This window comes from Sphingomonas sanguinis (assembly GCF_001476905.1).
Taxonomy (GTDB): domain Bacteria; phylum Pseudomonadota; class Alphaproteobacteria; order Sphingomonadales; family Sphingomonadaceae; genus Sphingomonas; species Sphingomonas sanguinis_B.
On the sequence record NZ_LDTE01000067.1, the window covers coordinates 16115 to 36745 of the forward strand.

Annotated in this window: 19 protein-coding genes; 13 read left to right on the top strand and 6 right to left on the bottom strand. The window is 67.2% G+C overall.

From position 1 onward, the window contains the following. Window positions 1–7: 7 nt before the first annotated feature. The gene (locus SB4_RS11075; protein WP_241488588.1) at window positions 8–1114 is read left to right on the top strand and encodes a YdcF family protein; all 1107 of its coding nucleotides are present in this window, start codon (window positions 8–10) and stop codon (window positions 1112–1114) included. An 11-nt stretch (window positions 1115–1125) separates the two neighbouring features. On the opposite strand, the gene SB4_RS11080 is transcribed toward SB4_RS11075, so the two are convergent. Next, window positions 1126–2043, bottom strand: coding sequence for a LysR family transcriptional regulator (locus tag SB4_RS11080; protein ID WP_058752607.1), 918 nt, complete (start codon window positions 2041–2043; stop codon window positions 1126–1128). A gap of 91 nt (window positions 2044–2134) precedes the next feature. Here SB4_RS11080 and SB4_RS11085 point away from each other — a divergent pair, with 91 nt between their 5' ends. Both SB4_RS11085 and SB4_RS11090 read left to right on the top strand, forming a co-directional pair. After that, window positions 2135–3169, top strand: coding sequence for an aldo/keto reductase (locus tag SB4_RS11085; protein ID WP_058752608.1), 1035 nt, complete (start codon window positions 2135–2137; stop codon window positions 3167–3169). A gap of 12 nt (window positions 3170–3181) precedes the next feature. Further along, window positions 3182–4357 (top strand): MFS transporter, encoded by a 1176-nt coding sequence (locus SB4_RS11090; RefSeq protein WP_058752609.1) that lies wholly within the window; start codon window positions 3182–3184, stop codon window positions 4355–4357. Here the strand turns inward: SB4_RS11090 and SB4_RS11095 are convergent. Genes SB4_RS11095 through SB4_RS11105 form a run of 3 tightly spaced genes read right to left on the bottom strand, consistent with a single transcriptional unit; the run spans window position 4333 to window position 5960 of the window. Continuing rightward, entirely contained in the window at window positions 4333–5112 is a 780-nt protein-coding gene (locus SB4_RS11095; protein ID WP_058716641.1) for a sulfite exporter TauE/SafE family protein, read from the bottom strand. The two genes, SB4_RS11090 and SB4_RS11095, sit on opposite strands and share 25 nt — an antisense overlap. 7 nt (window positions 5113–5119) lie before the next feature. Continuing rightward, window positions 5120–5638, bottom strand: a complete 519-nt coding sequence (locus SB4_RS11100; protein ID WP_058716658.1) for a rhodanese-like domain-containing protein — start codon at window positions 5636–5638, stop codon at window positions 5120–5122. A gap of 4 nt (window positions 5639–5642) precedes the next feature. Then, the gene (locus SB4_RS11105; RefSeq protein WP_058752610.1) at window positions 5643–5960 is read right to left on the bottom strand and encodes an ArsR/SmtB family transcription factor; all 318 of its coding nucleotides are present in this window, start codon (window positions 5958–5960) and stop codon (window positions 5643–5645) included. 68 nt (window positions 5961–6028) lie between these two features. Here SB4_RS11105 and SB4_RS11110 point away from each other — a divergent pair, with 68 nt between their 5' ends. Beyond that, window positions 6029–6907, top strand: coding sequence for an MBL fold metallo-hydrolase (locus tag SB4_RS11110; RefSeq protein ID WP_058752636.1), 879 nt, complete (start codon window positions 6029–6031; stop codon window positions 6905–6907). Here SB4_RS11110 and SB4_RS11115 read toward each other — a convergent pair. Next, on the bottom strand, window positions 6862–7437 hold the full coding sequence (locus tag SB4_RS11115) for a chromate transporter (protein ID WP_058752611.1): 576 nt from the start codon (window positions 7435–7437) through the stop codon (window positions 6862–6864). The genes SB4_RS11110 and SB4_RS11115 overlap by 46 nt on opposite strands. Before the next feature lie 273 nt (window positions 7438–7710). Between SB4_RS11115 and SB4_RS11120 the strand changes: the two genes are divergently transcribed. From SB4_RS11120 to SB4_RS11135, 4 genes are all read left to right on the top strand, one after another. Next, window positions 7711–9396, top strand: a complete 1686-nt coding sequence (locus SB4_RS11120) for an ABC transporter transmembrane domain-containing protein (RefSeq protein WP_058752612.1) — start codon at window positions 7711–7713, stop codon at window positions 9394–9396. Further along, window positions 9380–10453, top strand: a complete 1074-nt coding sequence (locus SB4_RS11125) for an efflux RND transporter periplasmic adaptor subunit (RefSeq protein WP_058752613.1) — start codon at window positions 9380–9382, stop codon at window positions 10451–10453. The genes SB4_RS11120 and SB4_RS11125 overlap by 17 nt, the downstream gene beginning before the upstream one ends. Beyond that, the gene (locus SB4_RS11130; RefSeq protein ID WP_206598001.1) at window positions 10450–11907 is read left to right on the top strand and encodes a TolC family protein; all 1458 of its coding nucleotides are present in this window, start codon (window positions 10450–10452) and stop codon (window positions 11905–11907) included. Before SB4_RS11125 ends, SB4_RS11130 begins: the two co-directional genes overlap by 4 nt. A gap of 120 nt (window positions 11908–12027) precedes the next feature. Continuing rightward, a complete protein-coding gene (locus tag SB4_RS11135; RefSeq protein ID WP_241488589.1) occupies window positions 12028–12543 on the top strand; it encodes a GNAT family N-acetyltransferase in 516 nt (171 codons plus the stop codon). Window positions 12544–12573: 30 nt separating this feature from the next. Here SB4_RS11135 and SB4_RS11140 read toward each other — a convergent pair whose 3' ends face one another. Beyond that, window positions 12574–14415 carry a HAMP domain-containing methyl-accepting chemotaxis protein gene (locus tag SB4_RS11140; protein ID WP_082670123.1) on the bottom strand — a complete coding sequence of 614 codons (1842 nt, stop codon included), beginning with the start codon at window positions 14413–14415 and terminating at the stop codon, window positions 12574–12576. A 203-nt stretch (window positions 14416–14618) separates the two neighbouring features. Between SB4_RS11140 and SB4_RS11145 the strand changes: the two genes are divergently transcribed. From SB4_RS11145 to SB4_RS11165, 5 genes are all read left to right on the top strand, one after another. Further along, window positions 14619–15164, top strand: a complete 546-nt coding sequence (locus SB4_RS11145) for a hypothetical protein (RefSeq protein ID WP_058752615.1) — start codon at window positions 14619–14621, stop codon at window positions 15162–15164. A gap of 53 nt (window positions 15165–15217) precedes the next feature. Next, window positions 15218–15697 carry a YaiI/YqxD family protein gene (locus SB4_RS11150; RefSeq protein ID WP_058752616.1) on the top strand — a complete coding sequence of 160 codons (480 nt, stop codon included), beginning with the start codon at window positions 15218–15220 and terminating at the stop codon, window positions 15695–15697. Window positions 15698–15754: 57 nt separating this feature from the next. Next, window positions 15755–16312 carry an FKBP-type peptidyl-prolyl cis-trans isomerase gene (locus SB4_RS11155; RefSeq protein ID WP_082670124.1) on the top strand — a complete coding sequence of 186 codons (558 nt, stop codon included), beginning with the start codon at window positions 15755–15757 and terminating at the stop codon, window positions 16310–16312. A 198-nt stretch (window positions 16313–16510) separates the two neighbouring features. Further along, the gene (locus tag SB4_RS11160; protein WP_206598002.1) at window positions 16511–18022 is read left to right on the top strand and encodes a site-specific DNA-methyltransferase; all 1512 of its coding nucleotides are present in this window, start codon (window positions 16511–16513) and stop codon (window positions 18020–18022) included. After that, complete coding sequence (locus SB4_RS11165; RefSeq protein WP_058752619.1) at window positions 18022–20622, top strand: DEAD/DEAH box helicase; 2601 nt, start codon at window positions 18022–18024, stop codon at window positions 20620–20622. The genes SB4_RS11160 and SB4_RS11165 overlap by 1 nt, the downstream gene beginning before the upstream one ends. Window positions 20623–20631 lie beyond the last annotated feature (9 nt).

Consider the following 20631-nt stretch of genomic DNA (forward strand, 5'->3'; position numbering starts at 1 on the left):
AATGACCATGAAGCGTATCGCCCTCCTCATGCCGTTCCTTCTCGCCAGCCCGGCGTCCGGCATGGCCGGCACCGTGCCATCGGCCACCGCGACCGCCGACGACCGGGTGCTGGCCACATTGCAGCGTCAGCTTTTCCCCACCGTTACGGCCATGATGGCGACCCCGGCTGCCCGAGCGCTGCTGGCCGAGCGGGCCGGGCGTGATGCCCGGTGCAAGGGCGATACCAGCTGCCGGATCGAAGCCGCGCGCTGGTCGGATGCGGATATCGCGCGGCTGGCGACGCAGGGCGACGGGGCCGCGATCCGGCGCGAACTGGCCGGGCTGAACAAGGTCATCGCCGTCTATGCCCAGGGGGTGGCCCCCGCCTATCCGCTGATCGACGGGCCGGGCGTCACCGGTCCGGCCCTGATGGCTCTGGTCGCCACCGCCCTCGCCTCCGGCGACGCGCTGCGGGCCGAACCGGTCTCGGCCCATGATCCGGGTCTCGCCCTGGCCCTCACCCTGCTGGACTCGGCTGATCGGCTGGAGGCCGTCCACTTCGGCCCGCTGGCGGCCCAGGAGAATGCGCTCGCCTTCCGTCATGCCCGGACGGTTGCCTGGTCGCGCTACAAATACAGCGCGATCATCGTGCCAGGTATCGGTCCCGAAGACCTGACCACCCCGCTCAGCGCGGCGGGCAAGCTCAACGTCCATATGGCCGCCGCCCGCTATCGTGCGGGACTGGCCCCGTTCATCATCCTGAGCGGCTCGGCCGTCCACCCGCGCGGCACGCTCTTCTTCGAGGCGATCGAGATGCGGCGCGCGCTGATCGAACGCTACGGCGTGCCGGCGGAGGCGTTGGTGGTCGATCCCTATGCCCGCCACACGACCACCAATGTGCGCAACGCGGCCCGCCTTCTCGCGGCCATGAACGCACCATCGAAACCGGCGCTGGTCGTCACCAATGTCGGGCAGGCCAGCTATATCGCCGGGCCCGCCTTCGCCGAGCGCAACCAGCGCGAGCTCGGCTACCAGCCCGCCGAGATCAAGGCGCAACGCTCGCCCAATGAAGTCGAGATTCTGCCCCGCCGAACCGGGCTGTTCATCGACCCCGCCGACCCTCTCGATCCCTGACCTGGGCCGCATTACGGCGTTCGGCCCGCAAGCCTTTCGACCAGGAAGTCGACGAACACACGCACCCGCGCGGGCGTTGTCGAGCCGCCGACAAAGACGGCATGGATCAGCTCGACATCGCCCGGATTATATTCCTCCAGCAGCGGCACCAGCCGCCCTTCGGCGATGTCGGTCGCGACGCTGAAGCGGCCGACGCGGGTGATGCCGACCCCAGCCACCGCGAGCTGCCCCAGCGTCTCGCCATTATTGGCAACGATCCCGCCCTCGATGCTCAGCGCGAAGTCCCGTCCATCCCGGCGGAACGGCCAGATCGGTTCGGCCCGGCGGAAGTTGAAGCTGAGGCAATTATGGGCGTGCAGGTCCTCCGGCACCCGCGGCGTGCCCGCCCGCGCCAAATAGTCGGGCGAGGCGACGATCACCCGGCCGGACTCGCCCAGCTTGCGCGCGGTCAGCCCGCTATCGGCGAGCGGACCGAAGCGGATCGCGACATCGGCCTGTCCGCCCGCGACATCGACCAGCGTGTCGGTCAATGCCATGTCGATCAGGATATGCGGATAGGCCCGCGCGAAATCGCCGAGCAGTGGCACGATACACAGCCGTCCGTGTGACAGCGCCGCATTGATCCGCAGCCGCCCGCGCGGCGCGCCCTGATCGGCGATCTGCTGCTCGGCATCGTCGAGATCGGCGAGGATACGCCGCGCGGCGAGCAGATAGGCCTGCCCCTCGGCGGTCAGCGTCAGCGCGCGGGTCGACCGCAGCAACAATCGCACGCCCAGCCGTGCCTCGATCCGGTCGACCGCCCGCGCCACTGCCGATGGCGTCAGCCCCAGCGTGCGTCCGGCCGCGGAAAAGCTGCCCGCCTCCACGACGCTTGCGAACAGGGCGAGCGACCGGGCGCGGTCCTCTTGGCCGGCAAGCTTTGCATCCAATGCACAAATCCTTTGCTCCGGCAGGGCATTCCGCCGCCTGGCCCGACCGGCCATTTATGCGCCAGACCACGACATTCGCAAAGGACCTGTGATGGAATATCGGCAATTGGGATCGTCCGGCCTACGCGTACCCGCCCTGTCGTTCGGAGCCGCCACGTTCGGCGGCAAGGGAACGCTGTTCAGCGCCTGGGGCACAAGCGACGCCGCCGAGGCGCGGCGGCTGGTCGACATCTGCCTCGACGCGGGGGTCACGCTGTTCGACACTGCGGACATCTATTCCGACGGTGCATCGGAAGAGGTGTTGGGCGCGGCGATCAAGGGGCGGCGCGATGCCGTCCTGATCTCGACCAAGACCGGCCTGCCGGTCGGCGACGGCCCACAGGATTGGGGCGCGTCGCGGGCGCGGCTGATCGGTGCGGTAGAGGCGGCGTTGCGGCGGCTCGGCACCGACTATCTCGACCTGCTCCAGCTCCACGCCTTCGACGCCTCGACGCCTACCGAGGAGGTGATGGGGACGCTCGACCGGCTGATCGCCGACGGCAAGGTCCGCTATGCTGGCGTCTCCAACTATCCCGGCTGGCAGATCATGAAGGCGCAAAGCCTGGCCGATCGCCATGGCTGGCCGCGCCTCGTCGCGCATCAGGTCTATTATTCGCTGATCGGCCGCGCCTACGAATGGGACCTGATGCCGCTGGCGGCCGATCAGGGCGTCGGTGCGCTGGTCTGGAGTCCGCTCGGCTGGGGACGGTTGACCGGCAAGATCGGACGCGGACGGCCGATCCCGGCGGGCAGTCGCCTGCACGACACCGCCCAGTTCGCGCCGCCGGTCGAGGATGAGCATCTCTATCGCGTGGTCGACGCGCTGGAGGCGGTGGCGGCGGAGACCGGCAAGACCGTACCCCAGGTCGCGATCAACTGGCTGTTGCGGCGGCCGACCGTGGCGTCGGTCATCATCGGCGCGCGAGACGAAGCGCAACTCCGCGACAATCTGGGCGCCGTCGGCTGGACCCTGACGCCCGAGCAGGTCGCCTCGCTCGATGCGGCGAGCGACGTGCTGCCGCCCTATCCGCACACGCCCTATCGGCAGCAGGAGGGTTTTGCCCGCCTCGCGCCGCCGATGGTTTGAGGAACCCAAATCATGAAATTCCACTCTGGGCTGATCGCACTGGCGGTCGGCGCTTTCGGCATCGGCGTGACCGAGTTCGCGCCGATGGGCATGTTGCCGGTGATCGCCAGTGACCTGCACATATCGATACCATCCGCCGGATTGCTCATCAGCGCCTATGCGATGGGCGTGCTGATCGGTGCGCCGTTGATGACGCTGACCACCACGAGGTTCGACCGCCGGACGTTGCTGATCGCACTGATGGGCATCTTCACCCTGGGCAACGCGCTGTCGGCGCTGGCGGACGGATACTGGATGCTGATGGCGGCGCGGGTCATTACCTCGTTCAATCACGGTGCGTTCTTCGGCGTCGGGTCGGTGGTGGCCGCCAGCCTGGTGCCGCCGGACAAGCGTGCGGGCGCGGTGGCCGCGATGTTCACCGGGCTGACCGTCGCCACGATCGGCGGCGTGCCGTTGGCGACCTGGGTGAGCGAGGCAATCGGCTGGCGCACCGCCTTTGCCGGGATCGCGGGTGTAGGGGCGGTCGCCATGCTGTCGCTACGCCTCGCCCTCCCCTCGCTACCCTCGACAGGGGATGGCGACATACGCGGGGAACTGCGTGTCCTCACGCGGGGGCCCGTGATGATGGCGCTCGCCCTGACGACGATCGGCTTTGGCGGAGTTTTCACGGTCTTCACCTATATCGTGCCGATCCTGCGCGACGTGACGCATGGCTCGACCGGCTATATCACAGCGATGCTGATGCTGTTCGGGATCGGCGCGACCATCGGCAATGGTTTGGGTGGTCGACTGGCGGACCGGTCGGTCGATCGGACGTTGATGACCATGCTGGCGATCATGGCCCTCACCCTGCTGGGCTTCACAATCTTGATGCAATGGCCGGTGACCGCCTCCATCGCGATCCTGATCTGGGGCATTGCCAGCTTCGCGATCGTGCCGCCACTGCAGATGCGGGTGATGGACGCCGCCTCGGACGCGCCGAATCTGGCCTCCGCGATGAACATCGGAGCGTTCAACCTGGGCAATGCCGTCGGCGCGGCGCTGGGCGGCGGCGTGATTTCAGCCGGGCTAGGCCTGCCTGCCGTTTCGCTGGCGGGGGCGGCGATGGCCGCCCTGGCGTTGGTCACGCTGCTAGTGTCACGCCGTCGAGCAGGCACTTTTGTTCAGAGGGAGGAGGCACTGACATAAAGGCCGACACCGATCACCACCGCGGCAAAACCCCGCTCCAGCACGCCCTTGCGCCCGCCGAGCCGTTTGCCCAGCGCAATGCCGCCGATCGTGCCACCGACACCGCCCGTCACCAGCCATGCGGTGAGCGTCCAGTCGACCAGCCCCGATGCGGCATAGGACGCCGCGGTGGTCAGCCCCAGCGCGCTGACCACCACCAGCGAGGTACCGATGGCGAAGGGCAGCGGCATGGCGGTCGCCAGGACCAGCCCCGGCACGATCAGGAACCCGCCACCGATCCCGAAGAACCCGGCGGCGAGCCCTACGCCCAGCCCGATCGGTACCAGGCGCGGCAGCAGCGTCGCGGCACTCCCCCGCGTCAGCCGGACATCCGGCGCCTCCGCCGTCCGTCGCGGTCGCAGCATCGAAAAGCCCACTCCGATCATCAGCAACCCGAACAGCACCAGCAGGCGCTTGCCGTCAAACGCCTTGCCCAGTTCCGCACCCAGCGCCGCCCCGATCATGCCCGACGCCGCGAACACACCCGCACAGCGCCACTTGACCCGGCCCGCCCGTGCATGACCGATCAGGCTGGCGACCGCATTGACCGTGACCGCCACCGCCGCCGTGCCGATCGCGGCATGGGGTGACCCGACGCCGACGACGTAGACCAGCAGCGGAACGGCCAGAATCGATCCGCCCCCGCCGACAAGGCCCAGGATCAGGCCGATCACCCCGCCCGAGGCAAGTGCGGCAAGGATGGTGAGGCTACTCATGACCCGCTTACGCGGCCGCGCGCCGGTTCCAGGGCATCAGGCGCAGCAGGTTGGCCATGCCACACCAGCCACTCGCGCCCGCGAATATCAGCCCTGCGCCGACGAATGCCGACAGACCGAAAAAGCCGGGTGCGACGAACAGGCCAAGCAGCACGCCGATCAGGACCAGCGCGCCCGCCGTGATCTGCACCTGACGCATGATTTCGATCGGCTGCGACCGATCGGTGAGGGTCGGATGGCCCGCGCCGCGCCACGCCTCGATCCCGCCGCCCAGGACATAGGCCGGGGCGGCGCCCGCCGCCGCGCGAAGCTGGTCCGCATTGGCTGCGGTACGCATTCCCGACTTGCAGTGAAAAATGATCGGCCTGCCGTCGCCCGCCAGCTCGCCGATCCGGTCCAGCGGCAGGTTCACGGCGCTGGCAATCCACTCGCGCGCGTGTTCGTCGGCGCCACGAATATCGATCAGCCGCGCGCCTGCGGTGATGGCGGCGCGGGCTTCGGCGGGAGACAGGGTGACAAGGGTCATCACATCAATCCTTGCAATAGAGTTGGTACAGGGTGGCGAGCAGCGTTTCGACGCGCGGGTCGGCGATGGCGTACCAGAGCGTCTGGCTCTCACGCCGATAGGTGACGAGGCCTTCGTCGCGCATCTTCGCGAGATGCTGCGAACAGGCGGATTGCGACAGGCCGACATCGCGGGCGAGATCGCCAACCGTCACCTCGCCATGTTCGACCAGCTTGCACAGCAGCATCAGGCGGCGGGCGTTGCCGATGGCCTTCAGCGTGTAGGCCACGCCGCCCGCCTTCTTCTCGAACGTCGCCAGGTCCATCGGCGGTTTGAGCATCATCGCCACTCCATTAGATATTGCTTATGTAGCACTTCCTAATATATTAGCAAGGGCGAATGGAGGACATCATGACCCGACCGGTGATCGAGGCGTTTTTCGACGAACCGACCAACACGATCAGTTATCTGGTCGGCGATCCTGCCACGCGCGCCGCCGCCGTGATCGATCCGGTGCTGGATTTCGACATGCCGAGCGGTGCCGCCGATACCCGGTCGGCCGAGAGAATCCTGGCCTTCGCACGCGAACAGGACTGGCGGATCGCGATGGTGCTGGAAACGCATGCCCATGCCGATCATCTTTCGGCCGCTCCCTTCATCAAGGCCGCCACGGGTGCGTGGATTGGGATCGGCGCGGCAATCCGCGACGTGCAGAAGATCTTCCGCCCGATGTTCGCGATGAAGGATCTGAAGACCGACGGCTCGGACTTCGACCGGTTGTTCGCGGATGGCGACCGCTTCGCGATTGGCGACCTGGCCGTAGAGGTGCTGCACGTACCCGGTCATACGCCAGCGGACATCGCATACCGGATCGGCGACGCCGCCTTCGTCGGCGACACGCTGTTCATGCCCGACTACGGCACGGCGCGCGCAGACTTTCCGGGCGGCGATGCGCGAACCCTCTATCGCTCGATCCGTCGATTGCTGGCGCTCCCCGACGAGACGCGGCTGTTCCTGTGCCATGATTACAAGGCGCCCGGCCGCGACGATTATCGCTGGGAAACGACGGTCGGTGAGCAGAAGCGCGCCAGCGTCCATGTCCATGACGGGGTCAGCGAGGACGACTTCGTCGCCATGCGCGAGCGGCGCGATGCTGGTCTTTCGGTCCCGAAGCTGCTGCTCCCCGCGATCCAGGTCAATATCCGCGCCGGTCGCTTCCATCGGGCCGAGGCGAACGGCGTATCCTATCTGCGCATCCCGGTGACGTGGGCATCATCCGCTATGCCGTGACGGCGTGCGCCCATGAAGCCGCCACCAGCATCACCACCAAAACGATCGGGGGCGGCGGCGATCGCGAATAGCGGTCCGGGCAAGGCCTGCGCGGCGCCATAGCCGCCTAGGAACTGGTCATCGGTCATGAGGGCCGTCGGCACCAGATCGGCACGCAACAGCGGCAGGACGACATGCCCTCCGCCGAACACCAGCGCCCCTGCCCGGTAGAAGATGGCGAAAATCTCGGAACCCATACCTCCCGCCAGCATGGGGAGGCCGACCAGCAGCACCACAAACAGCGTCAGGCTGATCAACCTCACTCGCCGCGAAACGGCCAAGGTCAGCCCTGTAGCGGGCGAAGCCGGAATTGCACGGCACAGCACCAGTCCCCCGGCCGCGCCGATCAGGATCGCGGCAATCTGTCCCACCGCACCGCCGACCAGTGCCAGTACCAGCTCGGCGGCCAGGGCGATGCCCCGTCGCCGCCAATTTGGCGTCAGCGTCTGCGCCATGCCCCAGACCGCCTGGGCGACGACGACGATCGCCACCAGCTTCAGGCCATGGATCGCAGCCTTGGCAAGCTCGCCATGCAGCCGCGCCGAACCATAGGCGACCCGTCTTGGCTACGCCTCCAGCAACCGCCGGGCGCAGGTCCGGACGTGGTCGGCGATCAACCGGAAATCCGATTGGTCTCGCCCATCATATGTCATTGCATCGACACCACATGGATCAGACCGAAGCGTACCTTTCTTAAGCGTCCAGCAAAGATCCAGCAAAAATTGGCCATTATCGGCTCGCTCGAAAGACGAAGGGGGACGGACGTGGCTTCACAGCGATTGGGATTTCGGGACGCGATAGGCTGGCTATCGCAGATTATCGGCCCCGATGCCGCCTATGTGCGGTTGGGGCTTGTCTATACCGTGGCGATCAGCCTCCTGGCTCTGGCGACGCCGATCTCGGTCCAGCTGCTGATCAACAGCGTCGCGAACACGGCCATGCCCGCGCCGTTATGGGCGCTGTCGGGTGTGCTGCTGCTGCTCTTGCTGATGGTCGCCGGGCTCAGCGCGCTGCGGGTATGGATCATGGCGGCGTTCGAGCGGCGGCTCTTCTCGCGCGTGGTCGCCGAAGTCACCCTGCGCGCGGTCCATGCCCAGGACCCCTTCTTCGCCGACGGCAATCGCGGCGACCTGTTCAACCGCTATTTCGATCTGGTGGTGGTCCAGAAGTCGGTGCCCAGCCTGGTCATCGGCGCCTTCACCATCGTGCTGCAAGCGGTTATCGGGCTGACGATCACCAGCTTCTACCATCCCGTCTTCCTGGCCTTCAACACCGTCCTGGTCGCGGCGGTGCTGCTGGTGTGGATGCTGTGGCGGCGCGGCGCGATCAGCGGGGCGGTGGCGCTCAGCCATGCCAAGCACAATGCCGCGCGCTGGCTGGAAAGCGTGGGCGGATCGAACGGCTTCTACAAGTCGCTTCGCCATCTCGACTTCGCGATGGACCGGTCGGAGGCGGTGACCGCCAGCTATGTCGGCACCCATCGCCGCTATTTCCGCTATCAGTTCGCCCAGACCGTCGCATTCCTGCTGATCTATGCCTTTGCCAGCGCGGGGCTGCTGCTGCTCGGCGGGATGTTGATCCTGAAGGGGCAGTTGTCGCTGGGCCAGCTGGTCGCGGCCGAGCTGATCCTGTCGGGCGTCTTCTACGGCATCTCGCAGCTCGGCTGGTATCTCGACACCTTCTACGACCTGGCGGCGAGTTCGGAAGAACTGTCGCTGCTCTTCGCCATTCCGCAGGAACCCAATGTGCGCGGCGACAATGGCCCGCGCGACGGGGCGGTGAAGATGACCGATGTCGCGTTCGACGATGCCCGCTACAATCTGGCGCTCGCGGCGGGCGATCAGCTGGTCACCGTCGCCGAGCCGGGGGCGGAGCGTCGCCTGGCGATGCTGCTGAAGCGCCACTGCCTGCCCGATCGCGGGCTGATCCAGATCGGCGGCGGCGACCTGGGCTCGTTCGACATGTATCACCTGCGCTCGGACGTGACGGTGCTCGACCGGTCGACGATCGTCGAGGTGACGATCCGCGAATATCTGCGCCTCGCCTCGGGCGAGCTGGTGCAGAACGCGATGCAGGCGCTGGCCACCGTCGGGCTGGAACGCCGCTTGGCCAGCCTGCCGCAGGGGCTGGACACACTCCTCGGCTCGACCGGCTATCCGCTCAGCGTCGGCGAGACCATGGCGTTGAAGCTCGCCAATGCGCTCCTCGTCCGGCCCAAGCTGTTGCTGCTGGGCCAGCTTTACGACCTGCTGCCGCCCGAACGACTGGTGGCCGCGCTGCGGCTGCTCAAGGCACATGGCACGACCGTACTGCTCTGCACCGGGCGCCCAGAGGACTTGGAACTCGATGGCTATCTTCATCTCGGCATGACCGAGCAGCGCCGCTTCGCCCGGCTCGCCGATCTTCAGACCGCTTGCCAGCAGGAGGGCGCCAATGTCGCATCCGCCTGAACATCTCGCGCATTTCCGCACCCTCGCCTCGCTGCGCCCGCCCCGGGTCACCGTCGCCATCGCGTGGATCGTGACCGTGGGGATTGCCGCGGCCATCTTCATCCTGTTCTTCGTACCCTGGCTGCAGACCGCCCAGGGGCGCGGTCAGGTCGTCTCGCTCGATCCGCAGGACCGGGCGCAGGATGTGACCGCCCTGGTCCCCGGCCGGGTCGAGCGCTGGTATGTGCATGACGGCCAGCATGTCCGGCGCGGCGACCCGATCGCGCGGATCATCGACCTCGACCCCAACCTGCTCTCCCGCCTCGCCGCCGAGCGCGCGCAGGTGGAGGCCGAGATCGCCTCGGTCCGCCAGTCGCAGGCGGTCGCCCAGCTCGACGTCAACCGCACCCGCCAGCTTTATTCCGAAGGGCTGGCCTCGCGGCGTGATTACGAGCAGGCGCAGATCAAGGTCGCGGACTCCGGTGCCAAGCTGGCGGAATCCCGCGCCAAGCTGAACCGGATCGAGGTCCAGCTCAACCGACAGTCGGCGCAGCTCGTCCGGGCGCCGCGCGACGGCCGCATCCAGAACCTGAACGCTGCCGCCGGCGGTGCGCTGGTGTCGGCGGGCACCGCGCTGGCGGTCGTGGCGCCCGAACAGGTCGAACGCGCGGTCGAGCTGATGATCGACGGCCGCGACGTGCCGCTCCTCCGCCCCGGCGGCCCGGTGCGCCTGGAGTTCGAGGGTTGGCCCGCTATCCAGTTCAGCGGCTGGCCTTCCGTCGCCTATGGCTTTTTCGATGGTCGCGTCCGGACCATCGATCCCAATGCCAATGCACAAGGGCTGTTCCGCATTCTGGTCGAGCCCATGCCCGGCAAACCCGCCTGGCCGGAGCGCCGTTTCGTCCGGCTGGGCGGCAAGGTACAGGGTTGGGTCCAGGGGCAGACGGTCACCGTCGGCTATGAACTCTGGCGGCAGCTGAACGACTTCCCGCTGGAATTCGGCCAGACCGCGACCGACAAGAACGCGGACAAGGACGACGACAAGAAGATCGCGGCCAAGGCGGGGAAACCGAAATGATCCGGTCGCTGATGCTCGCCCCCATGCTGGCCGCCCTGCCCCTGTGCCCAGCTCCCGCCCTCGCCCAGCGGATCGAGGCCAACCCCGTTCCCGCCCCGGCCGTAGCCACGTCCGGTCCGCTGACGCTGGACGAAGTACTGCGCACCTCCGCCCGGGCGGCGCCGCAGATCGTCGAGGCGCTGGCCAAGATCCGCAGCGCCGAGGGCCGCGCCCTCACCGCCAGCGGCGCCTTCGACACGGTGTTCGAGGCGGAGGGGCGGTCACGCACGCTGGGCTATTATGACGGCACCGTCGCTTCGGCGGGCGTCACCCGGCCGCTCAGCGACAATGGCGGCTATCTCTATGGCGACTACCGCGTCAGCCGGGGCAATTTCCCGGTCTATGAGGACAAGAGCTATACCAACCGCCTGGGCGAGGTGAAGGTCGGCGCGCTCTATTCGCTGCTGCGCGACCGGCTGGTGGACGAGCGGCGGACGCGGCGGACGCTGGCATCGGGGGATATCGACATCGCCCGGTTCGAGCGGGAAGCCGTCGCCATCGGCGTGCAGCGGCGTGCCATCGACGCCTATCAGAACTGGGTCGCGGCGGGCCTGCGCCTGCGCGCCTATCGCGACCTGCTCCAACTATCCGAACGTCGGCGCGGCGGACTCGCCCGGCAAGTGGAGCTGGGCGCGCGACCCGAGATCCTGCTGGCCGAGAACGATCAGAACCTCGTTCGCCGCCGCGCTCTGGTGGTCCGGGCCGAGGGCGATTTCGAGGCCGCCGCCAATGCCCTGTCCCTCTATTATCGCGACGCGGCCGGGGACCCGGTGCTGGTCGGGCCAGAACGCCTGCCCGCCGACGCCACCGCACTGTCCGGCGTGGCGGCGATCGCGCGCCAGGATTTCGAGCGGCGACGGCCTGATCTCCAGATGTTGCTCGCCCGGATCGATCAGGGATCGGCACGGCTGGCGCTGGCGCAGAACGACCTGCGTCCCCGGCTCGACCTGCGCGGCGAAATGGCGAAGGACGTCGGCCCGGTCGGCCTGGGCGGTTCTTCTCGTACGCCGCTCGAAGCCGCGATCGGCTTTCGCTTTTCCCTGCCGCTCCAGAACCGCGCCGCCAAGGGCAAGATCGTCGAGGCGCAGGCCGAGATGGACGCACTGGCCGCCCGCAGCCGCTTCCTGCGCGACCAGATCGCGGTCGAGGTGGAGGGCATCTCGATCGGCGTCGGCGCGAGCGAAAAGCTGGCGAGCATCGCCGAACAGGAGCGCCAGCTGGCCGAACGCCTGGCCGCTGCCGAACGGCGACGCTTCGAGCTGGGGTCGAGCGACTTCTTCCTGGTCAACCAGCGCGAGGAAACGGCGAACGACGCGCGCGTCCGCCTGATCGACGCACAGGCCCGCATCGCCGCCGCCCGCGCCGAACTCGCCGCCGCCACCGCCGACCGCGCCGCCCTGGGACTGGAACCTTGATGTCGGGGAGCGGACCCGACATTCAGAAGGGCGTCCGCAGCCCATAGCGGGCAGCCATATTGACCATGGTCAATGTCATGCGCGGCCTAACGCCGCATGGTCCTCTCATCCCAGGAGGACATGATGACGACCACCGACACCGAACTGCTGGTCACCCGCCAGGGCGTGCGGCTCCACGTCCGCCCGGCTTGTGACGCGGACGAACCCGCCCTCGCCGCCTTTTTCGCGCGGGTGTCGCCCGAGGATCTGCGCTTCCGTTTCCTGACCGGGGTGCGTGAGGTCAGTCATGCGCGCTTGTCGAGCATGATCCACGCGAATGACGAAACGAACGAAAGCCTGGTCGCCTTTGCCGATGACGGATCGATCGTCGCGGCGGCCATGCTGGCGGGCGACGACAACGCCACCACGGCCGAGGCGGCGATCGCGATCCAGCGCGACAGGAAACAGCAGGGCATCGGCTGGACCCTGCTCGATCATCTTGTCGAGCATGCCCGGCGCAAGGGATACCGGGCGATCGAAGCGATCGAGGACCGCGACAACCGGTCCGCCATTCTGCTCGAAACCGACATGGGGTTCGAGCCGCATGCCGTGGAGGGCGACCCGACGATCGTCAGGCTGAGACGCCACCTCGCCTGACGATCGGCCGGGGACGATCCCCGGCGTGGATCAGAATTCCCGCCACTCGTCGTCGGCCAGCGCGGTGTTGCCTTGCGATACCAGCCGGATCGCGGGTTTGGACGGCGATGGGGCTGGGGCAGGTGCTGGCGACACCGGTCGAGCCACCGGCATCGCAACGGGACTGGCACCCCGGATCTGAAACCGGGAGACATGGGTCGCCAGTTCATTGGCCTTGTCCGTCAGCTCGCGGGCGGCGGCCGTGGTTTCCTCGACCATGGCGGCGTTACGCTGGGTCACATCGTCCATTTCATCGACCGCGACATTCACCTGCCCCAGGCCGCCCGCCTGCTGCTCGGCGGAGTGGGCGAGGCTGCCGATCAGCGCCTTGATCTCCTCGACCCGACCGATGATCTGCTCCAGCGATCGTCCGGTCTCGGCCACCAGTTCGACGCCGCTTTCGATCTGCTCGTTGCTGGCGACGATCCGCGACTTCACATCCTTGGCCGCATCCGCCGATCGCTGCGCCAGCGCCCGGACCTCGCTGGCCACCACGGCAAAGCCCTTGCCCGCATCGCCCGCCCTCGCGGCCTCGACGCCCGCATTCAGGGCCAGCAGGTTGGTCTGGAACGCGATGCCGTCGATGACGCTGATGATTTCCGAGATTTCATGGCTGGACCGCTCGATCCCGCTCATCGCGGCCACCGCTTCGCGCACGACCTGCCCGCCGCTCTGCGCCGCGCTGCTGGCGTCCGCCGCGACTGCATCGGCGCGTTTCGCGTCGGAGGCGGAGCGTCCCACCATATCGGTGATCTGATGCATCGAGGCGGCGGTTTCCTCCAGGCTGGCGGCCTGTTGCTCGGTCCGCTGCGATAGGTCCTCGGAGGCCGAGCGGATTTCGCCCGACGCGGCGCGAAGCCCTTCGGAGACGCCGCGCACCGCGACCATCGCCTGCTCCACCTGGGTCATGGCGTGGTTGAAGTCGCTCGCCAGCGACGCAAAGGGTCCGTCCAGCGCGACATCAATCCGGGCGGTCAGATCCCCGGCGGCCAGGGCCTGCATCCCCGTCCCGATCGTCGAGACGATCAGCGCCGCCTGTTCGTCCTTTTGCCGATCGGCCTGCGCCAGCTGATCGCGCAGTGCGGCGGCGGCGCGCATCATGTCGCCAACCTCGTCTCGCGCGTCATTCGCGGGGATCGCGACGGATCGCTCCCCCGCCGCCAGCTTGCCCAGCAGACCGCTCATCGCCCCGACCGGCCGTGCGATCAGGCGAACCAGCAGCATCAGCATCGTCATGGTCAGCGCGGCGACGCCGATCACGGTGCCGATCACGATCCACTGGCTGGTCTGGTAATTGTCCTTCGCCTCGGCCACCAGCGCGTCGATCGCCTGCGACTGTTTCACGCGCAGCGTATCGGCGGCCTTGTTCACCGTGACGAAATAGGGCCGCGCGACCCGGAAAAGCGCAATGGCCTGGGGCGATCCCGCCGTCGCCGCGCGCGAGGTTTCCTCGGCATGGCTGCGATATTCGTTCCAGTCGCGCACGAACGTATCGAGCGCATTGCGCGTCTCGTCATTCGCCAGCCTTGGCCGAAGCCAGCGCGTCCGCTCCGCGATCTGGTCGCGAAGCTCATCGATCCGCCGCTGCGCCACCGCCCGGTCCTCCGGCGTGACGGACAACAGATGCTGGCCGACCGTGGCGCGATAGGTCGCCGTGCTGGCGTTGATGACCGCGATCGCCTCCAGCTGAGTCCGCTGCTCGCCGCCCAGGTTGACCGCGACGTCGCGCATTTCACCCAGGCGGACGACGGTGAGCACCGCCAGTCCCATCAGCGCGATCAGCAAGAGGGAAAAGCACGCCAGCAGTTTTCCCGAGATGCGAAGATTTTGCACGGAGGCCGTTCCTTCAATCTATCTGCGCCCCCCGGCGAGGGCCGCTCCACTGACGGCACGGGGTTAAGCTTTCGGCACCAGACACGGTTAATTTGGGTTAAGCCTGGCGCGGACGATGCCCGATTGCCGGACTGGCAGGACAATGTAAGCTCCAGGGGCGGAACGGATGCGATGCGCATCCCCGGACCAAGGGACCGAACGCCATGAACGGGATTTTCCGCCTGTCGCTGACCATCGCCGCCCTTGTCGCCTCCCCGCCCTTGCTGGCGCAGGATAGCGACGGCCGGGATCATCCGCTGTTGCCGCGCTATCCCGATGCCGTGATCGACGGCTATCGCGCGCCCTCGCTAGACACGATCGTCATGCCGACCGGTCCGATCGCCAATGAGGAGGGCTCGACCAACCGGCGGACGCTGGAAGGCCAGGTCACGCATATCGATTACCGGGTCCGGCCCGCCACGGCGCCCCTGCAGATCGAACGCTATTATACGGACCTTTTGCGCAAGGCCGGATGGACCACCGTCTATTCCTGCATCGGCCCGGCCTGCGGAAAGGCGATGGGCAGCCTGATTTTCAATTCGGGCAAGGTCGCGCCGGTCGGTCTGCCCGATGGCCTGTTCAACGACCGCATCCGGGTGATCGTCGCGCGGCACGACAAGGACTGGGCGCTGCTCCACATCGCGGAGGGCCCCGACCGGTCGCAGATTTTCGAGGCGGTGGTGCAGGACACGGCCCCGACCGCGCCGTAAAGCCAGCCCCCACCCGAGCCACGGGACATTGCCGCGCCGGGGCCGATCATGGCATGGCCCTGGGCGTGGAGCAGCAACCCCAAATTCTCGTGGATGCCGACGCCTGCCCGGTGAAGGAAGAAATCTATCGCGTGGCCTTCCGCCTGGAGGTGCCGGTGACGATGGTCAGCAACACCCATTTTCGCATACCCCAGCATCCGCTCGTCACACGCATCGTCGTCGGGGCGGGCTTCGATGCGGCCGACGACTGGCTCGCCGAGCACGCCCATGCCGCCAGCGTCGTCGTCACGGCCGACATCCTGCTGGCCGACCGGTGCCTGAAGGCCGGTGCGGCGGTGATCGCGCCCAACGGCAAGCCCTTCACCACCAGCTCGATCGGCAATGCGGTGGCGGTCCGGGCGATCATGAGCGACCTGCGTGCCGGCGGCGAGCGGATCGGCGGCCCGCCGCCCTTCGCCAAGGAGGACCGATCGCGCTTCCTCTCCGCGCTGGACACGGCCCTGGTGCCGATCCTTCGCAAGAAAAGAGGATAGCGACGGGCGTGTGGCTTGTCCTTGATCGGCCACCCTCGCCCGACTAGGGCGCGGGGCATGAACCGTCCGCTTCCCCTCCGCCGCCTTTTTGTCATGCTCGCCCTGCCCGCGCTCGCGGCATGGCCCGCCGTCGCCCAGAAGGCCCCCGCGCCAAAGCCGGTGAGTGCCGATAACGCGATCATCCCCCTGCCGCTCAACCCGGTCCTGCCCCCGGCCAAGCGCGTTTGCGCCGCGCGCACGCCCACGGGCCTCGGCTATACGGTGCTGCGCGCCGCAGAGGGGGCCAAGCCCGCTGCCGATGATACGGTGCTGGTCAATTATATCGGTTATCTGAGCGCGACGGGTGCCGTGTTCGATCAGTCGATGCAGTCGCCGATGCCGCTGAACGGCGTCATTCCCGCCTTTTCGCAAGGCGTACAGATGATCGGTCGCGGCGGCATCATCCGCCTCTGCGTCCCGGCCGCACTGGGCTATGGAGCCGAGGCATCGGGTCCGATCCCCGCCAATTCCGACCTGGTATTCCAGATCGAGCTGCTGGATTTCAAGACCGCCGCCGAAATCGACGCGATGCGCAAGGCAGCCGGTGTGCAGGCGCCCAAGCCCGCCCAGCCCTGACCCACGCGGATTATCCGTTGCCGGGGGCAAGCGTTTTCAGGCGCTTGGCGCAACGCACGCCCCCCGCTTCGGTCGGCGCGACCCGGCCCCCAAGCCCCACTATTCTGGAGCCTCCGCATTGCCCTTCTGCACGGGCGGACGCTAGGACGGGCAGCATATCGTTAGAATGCAGGGGTCAAGGTGCCGATACTGGATTGGATGACGCGCGGAGAGGATGTGCGCGCGGCGGCGGCGGTGCCGTATCGGTTGCTGGAAGCGGTGCCCATGTTGGACGGCGGGGATGCGGACGCCGCCAACATGCTCATCCAGGGCGACAATCTCGACGCGCTCAAGGCGCTGCTGCCCTATTACAAGGGCGCGGTGAAGTGCATCTATATCGATCCGCCCTATAATACGCGGTCGGCATTCGAGCATTATGACGACAATCTGGAACACAGCCAATGGCTCGCGATGATCTATCCACGCCTCGTGCTGCTGCGCGAGTTGCTGGCGGAGGATGGTAGCATCTGGGTGTCGATCGACGACAATGAGGGGCATTACCTCAAGGTCGTGATGGATGAGGTATTTGGGCGGCGGAATTTCGTAGGCAGTGCTATTTGGCAAAAAAAATACACGGTCGCGAATGACGCAACGTGGCTGTCAGATAACCACGATCACATCATGATTTACGCCGCGAACAAAGTTTCATGGCGACCAAGGCGGCTTCCTCGTAGCGAGGAGATGAACGCCCGATATCGTAATCCGGACAACCACCCGAAGGGTCCTTGGAAAGCAACTCCCCTGTATGCCAAGCGATCTGGCTCAGAGCGAGAGAAGGCATTCACGTTTACGTTCAAGAATGGTTTTGTTTGGACAACGCCGCCTGGTGCTTCACCTCGTTTCCCGGCTCAGTCTCTTGAGCGGATGGATGCCAACGATGAGATCTGGTTTGGCGCAGATGGGAAAGCGCAGCCATCCCGCAAGACATTCCTGTCGGATCTCTCGGCTGATGGTCCTCCGTCGCCGACCGTCTGGCTACACTCCGATGTCGGTCACAATCATGAAGCTCGCGACGAGGTAAAGCGTATAAGTCCGGAGGACCCATTTACGACTCCAAAGCCTGAACGGCTCTTACAACGCATTATCCACTTGGCGACATTGCCCGGCGATCTCGTGCTCGACAGCTTCCTCGGCTCGGGCACCACGGCGGCGGTGGCGCACAAGATGGGGCGGCGCTGGATTGGGATCGAGATGGGCGACCATGCCGAAACCCATTGCAAGCCGCGCCTCGACAAGGTGATCGCAGGCGAACAGGGCGGTGTGTCCGAAGCGGTCGGCTGGACCGGCGGCGGTGGCTATCGTTATTATCGGCTGGGCGCGCCGGTGTTCGAGGCGGACGGGCATATCGCCGACGGCATCCGCTTCGCGACGCTCGCCGCCCATATCTGGTTCAGCGAGACGGGCACCCCCTTCACCGGTGCGGCCTACACACCCATGCTGGGGGTGCATGACGGCATGGCTTATGCCCTGCTCTACAACGGCATCCTCGGCGACCGGTCGGTCAGCGGCGGCAATGTCCTGACCGCCGCACTGCTCGAACGGCTGCGGGCGGAAAGCGGCTGGAACGGGCCGATGACCGTCTATGGCGAATGGTCGAAACTGGGCGCGGCGCGTCTGGCCGAAGCCCAGGTCGTCTTCAAGCAGACCCCCTATGACGTGAAGGCGCGCTGATGGAACTGAAGGACTATCAGCGCCGGGCGCTCGACGCGCTGCACACCTTTCTCGACCAGGCGGCGATCCGCGACCATGCGGCCGCCTATGCCGCCGCCTGCGCGGTCGGCGAGCCGGGGGCCTATGGCGCGACCTATCGTCCGCTGAGCGGCCTGCCCGAAGTGCCCTATTGCTGCCTGCGCCTGCCGACCGGCGGCGGCAAGACGCTGCTCGCCGCGCACGCCATCGGCATCGCGCGCGACACCTATCTGGCGCGGCGCTATCCGGTGGTGCTGTGGCTGGTCACGTCGAGCGCGATCGCCGACCAGACGCTGGGCGCGCTGAAGAAGATCGGGCACCCCTATCGCCAAGCGCTGGAGGCGCAGTTCGGCGGCGCGGTCCGGGTGTACGGCATCGACGAGCGGCGGCAACTTCGCCCGCAGGACATGGCGGATGCCGCGACGGTGATCGTCGCGACCGTCCAGTCCTTCCGCGTCAACAATGTCGCCGATCGCAACGTCTATCGCGACGATGAAGAGCTGGAGCCGCACTTCGCCGCCCTGCCCCCCGCCGTGTCCGGCGCGGCCGATCTGGCCCGGCATGCCGACGGCCCGCGCCGGGGCAAGCCGATCGCCAGCTTCGCCAACCTGCTGAAGCTGCACCGCCCGCTGGTGATCGTGGACGAGGCGCACAACTTCACCTCCACCCTGTCGGGTGAGACGTTCGGCCGCCTGGCACCCGCGGCCGTAGTGGAGTTTACCGCGACGCCGGTGCGCTCCAACGTCATCGTCTCCGCCACCGCCGCCGAGCTGAAGGCGGCGGACATGATCAAGCTGCCGATCCACCTGTCGCAGCATGGCAGCTGGCAGGCGGCGATCACCCACGCCGTCGACAACCGCGCCTGGCTGCACGGTGTCGCGGCGCGGGACGGCGGCGGCATCCGCCCGATCGCGCTCTATCAGGCCCAGCCCGCGCGCGAGGGTGCCGAGGCGACGGTCGACGTCGTCAAGCGCCATCTGATCGAGGATTGCAAAATCCCCGAAGAGCGGATTGCGGTGGCGACGGGCAACCAGCGCGAGCTGGACGGCATCGACCTGTTCGATCCCGCCTGCATCATCGAGCACGTCATCACCGTCGATGCCCTGAAGGAAGGCTGGGACTGTTCCTTTGCCTATGTCTTCTGCTCGCTCGCCAGCATTCGCAGCGGCGGAGCCGTCGAGCAGCTGCTGGGCCGCGTGCTGCGCATGCCCTTTGCGACCCGGCGCTCGTCCGAAGAGCTGAACCGCGCCTATGCCCATGTCTCCGAACGCAATTTCTTCGAGGCCGCCGAGGGCCTGAAGGATCGGCTGACCGAAATGGGCTTTGACGAGCGAACCGCGCTGGAGGCGATCGTCGAGCAGCCCGAAACGTTCGACTGGCACGAGGACCAGCCGCTGTTCACCCGGCCCGAGCTGCCGGTGCTGCACGTGCAGGAACGCCCCGACCAGAGCGGCTGGACGCCCGAAATGGTCTCGGCGACGCGCATCGCCGACGATGGCGCGGGCGGCGTGGCGATCACGTTCGACACGACCGCGCCCGACACGGTGCTGCGCGAGGTCGCTGCGGCGGTTCGTGCGCCCGGCGCGTCGCCAGAGACGGCGATCGAAGCGTTCATCGTGCAGCGTTCGGCGTCGCTGTCACCGGCCGAGCAGGGCGAGGTATTGACGCTCCCCCGCCTGGCTATCGAGCGCGACGGACAGCTTGAGATCGTGTTCCCCGACACGTTGGTGGATGTCGGCGGCTGGGATCTGCGGCACGTCGACACCAGCCTGCCGGGCTTTACGCTGACCGACCGGCCCGACACGTTCGAGATGGACGTCGATGGCGATCAGGTCGTCTATGCCCGTATCGACGCCGCCGCCGAACTGGCGCTGGACGACGCGACCCACTGGGACGTGGCGGCGCTGTCGCGCTGGCTCGACCGCACCACCCGCCAGCGCGACGTCGCCCAGCCGATCTTCCTGGAATATTGCCGCCGCGTGGTGGAGGGCGTCGCCACACGCATCCCGCTCGCCCAGCTCGTTCGAGGCAAATATGCCCTGCGCCGCGCGATCGTGGCACGGGTCGGCCAGCTGCGCCGGGACGCTGGCGCGCGCGGCGTACAGCTCCTGCTCGGCGATATCGCCCCGGTGCTGGCGCTGGGCGACAACGGGTTCCGCTTCAGCAAGGCGGGCTATGACCCGCGCACGCCCTACAAGCCGGGGTACAGGTTCCAAAAGCATCTGTTCGCCCAGGTCGGCGACCTGAAGCACGGCGGCGAGGAATGGCAGGCGGCGGTGCATATCGACGAACACCCGGCGGTCAAATACTGGGTGCGCAACGTCGATCGCACGGCCTGGTCCTATGCGCTGCCGACGTCGACCGACCTGTTCTACCCCGATTTCGTCGCGGAACTGACGGATGGCCGCAAGCTCATCATCGAATACAAGGGCGCCGACCGCACGGACAATGCCGACAGCCGCGAGAAGAAGAATATCGGCGCACGACTACAGGAGGTCAGCGGCGGCAAGGTGCTATTCCTTTGGGCGGAGCGGGATCGCGACGGCAATGTCTCAAGACAATTGGACAGGGCCCTGGGATGAAGCCCCTTC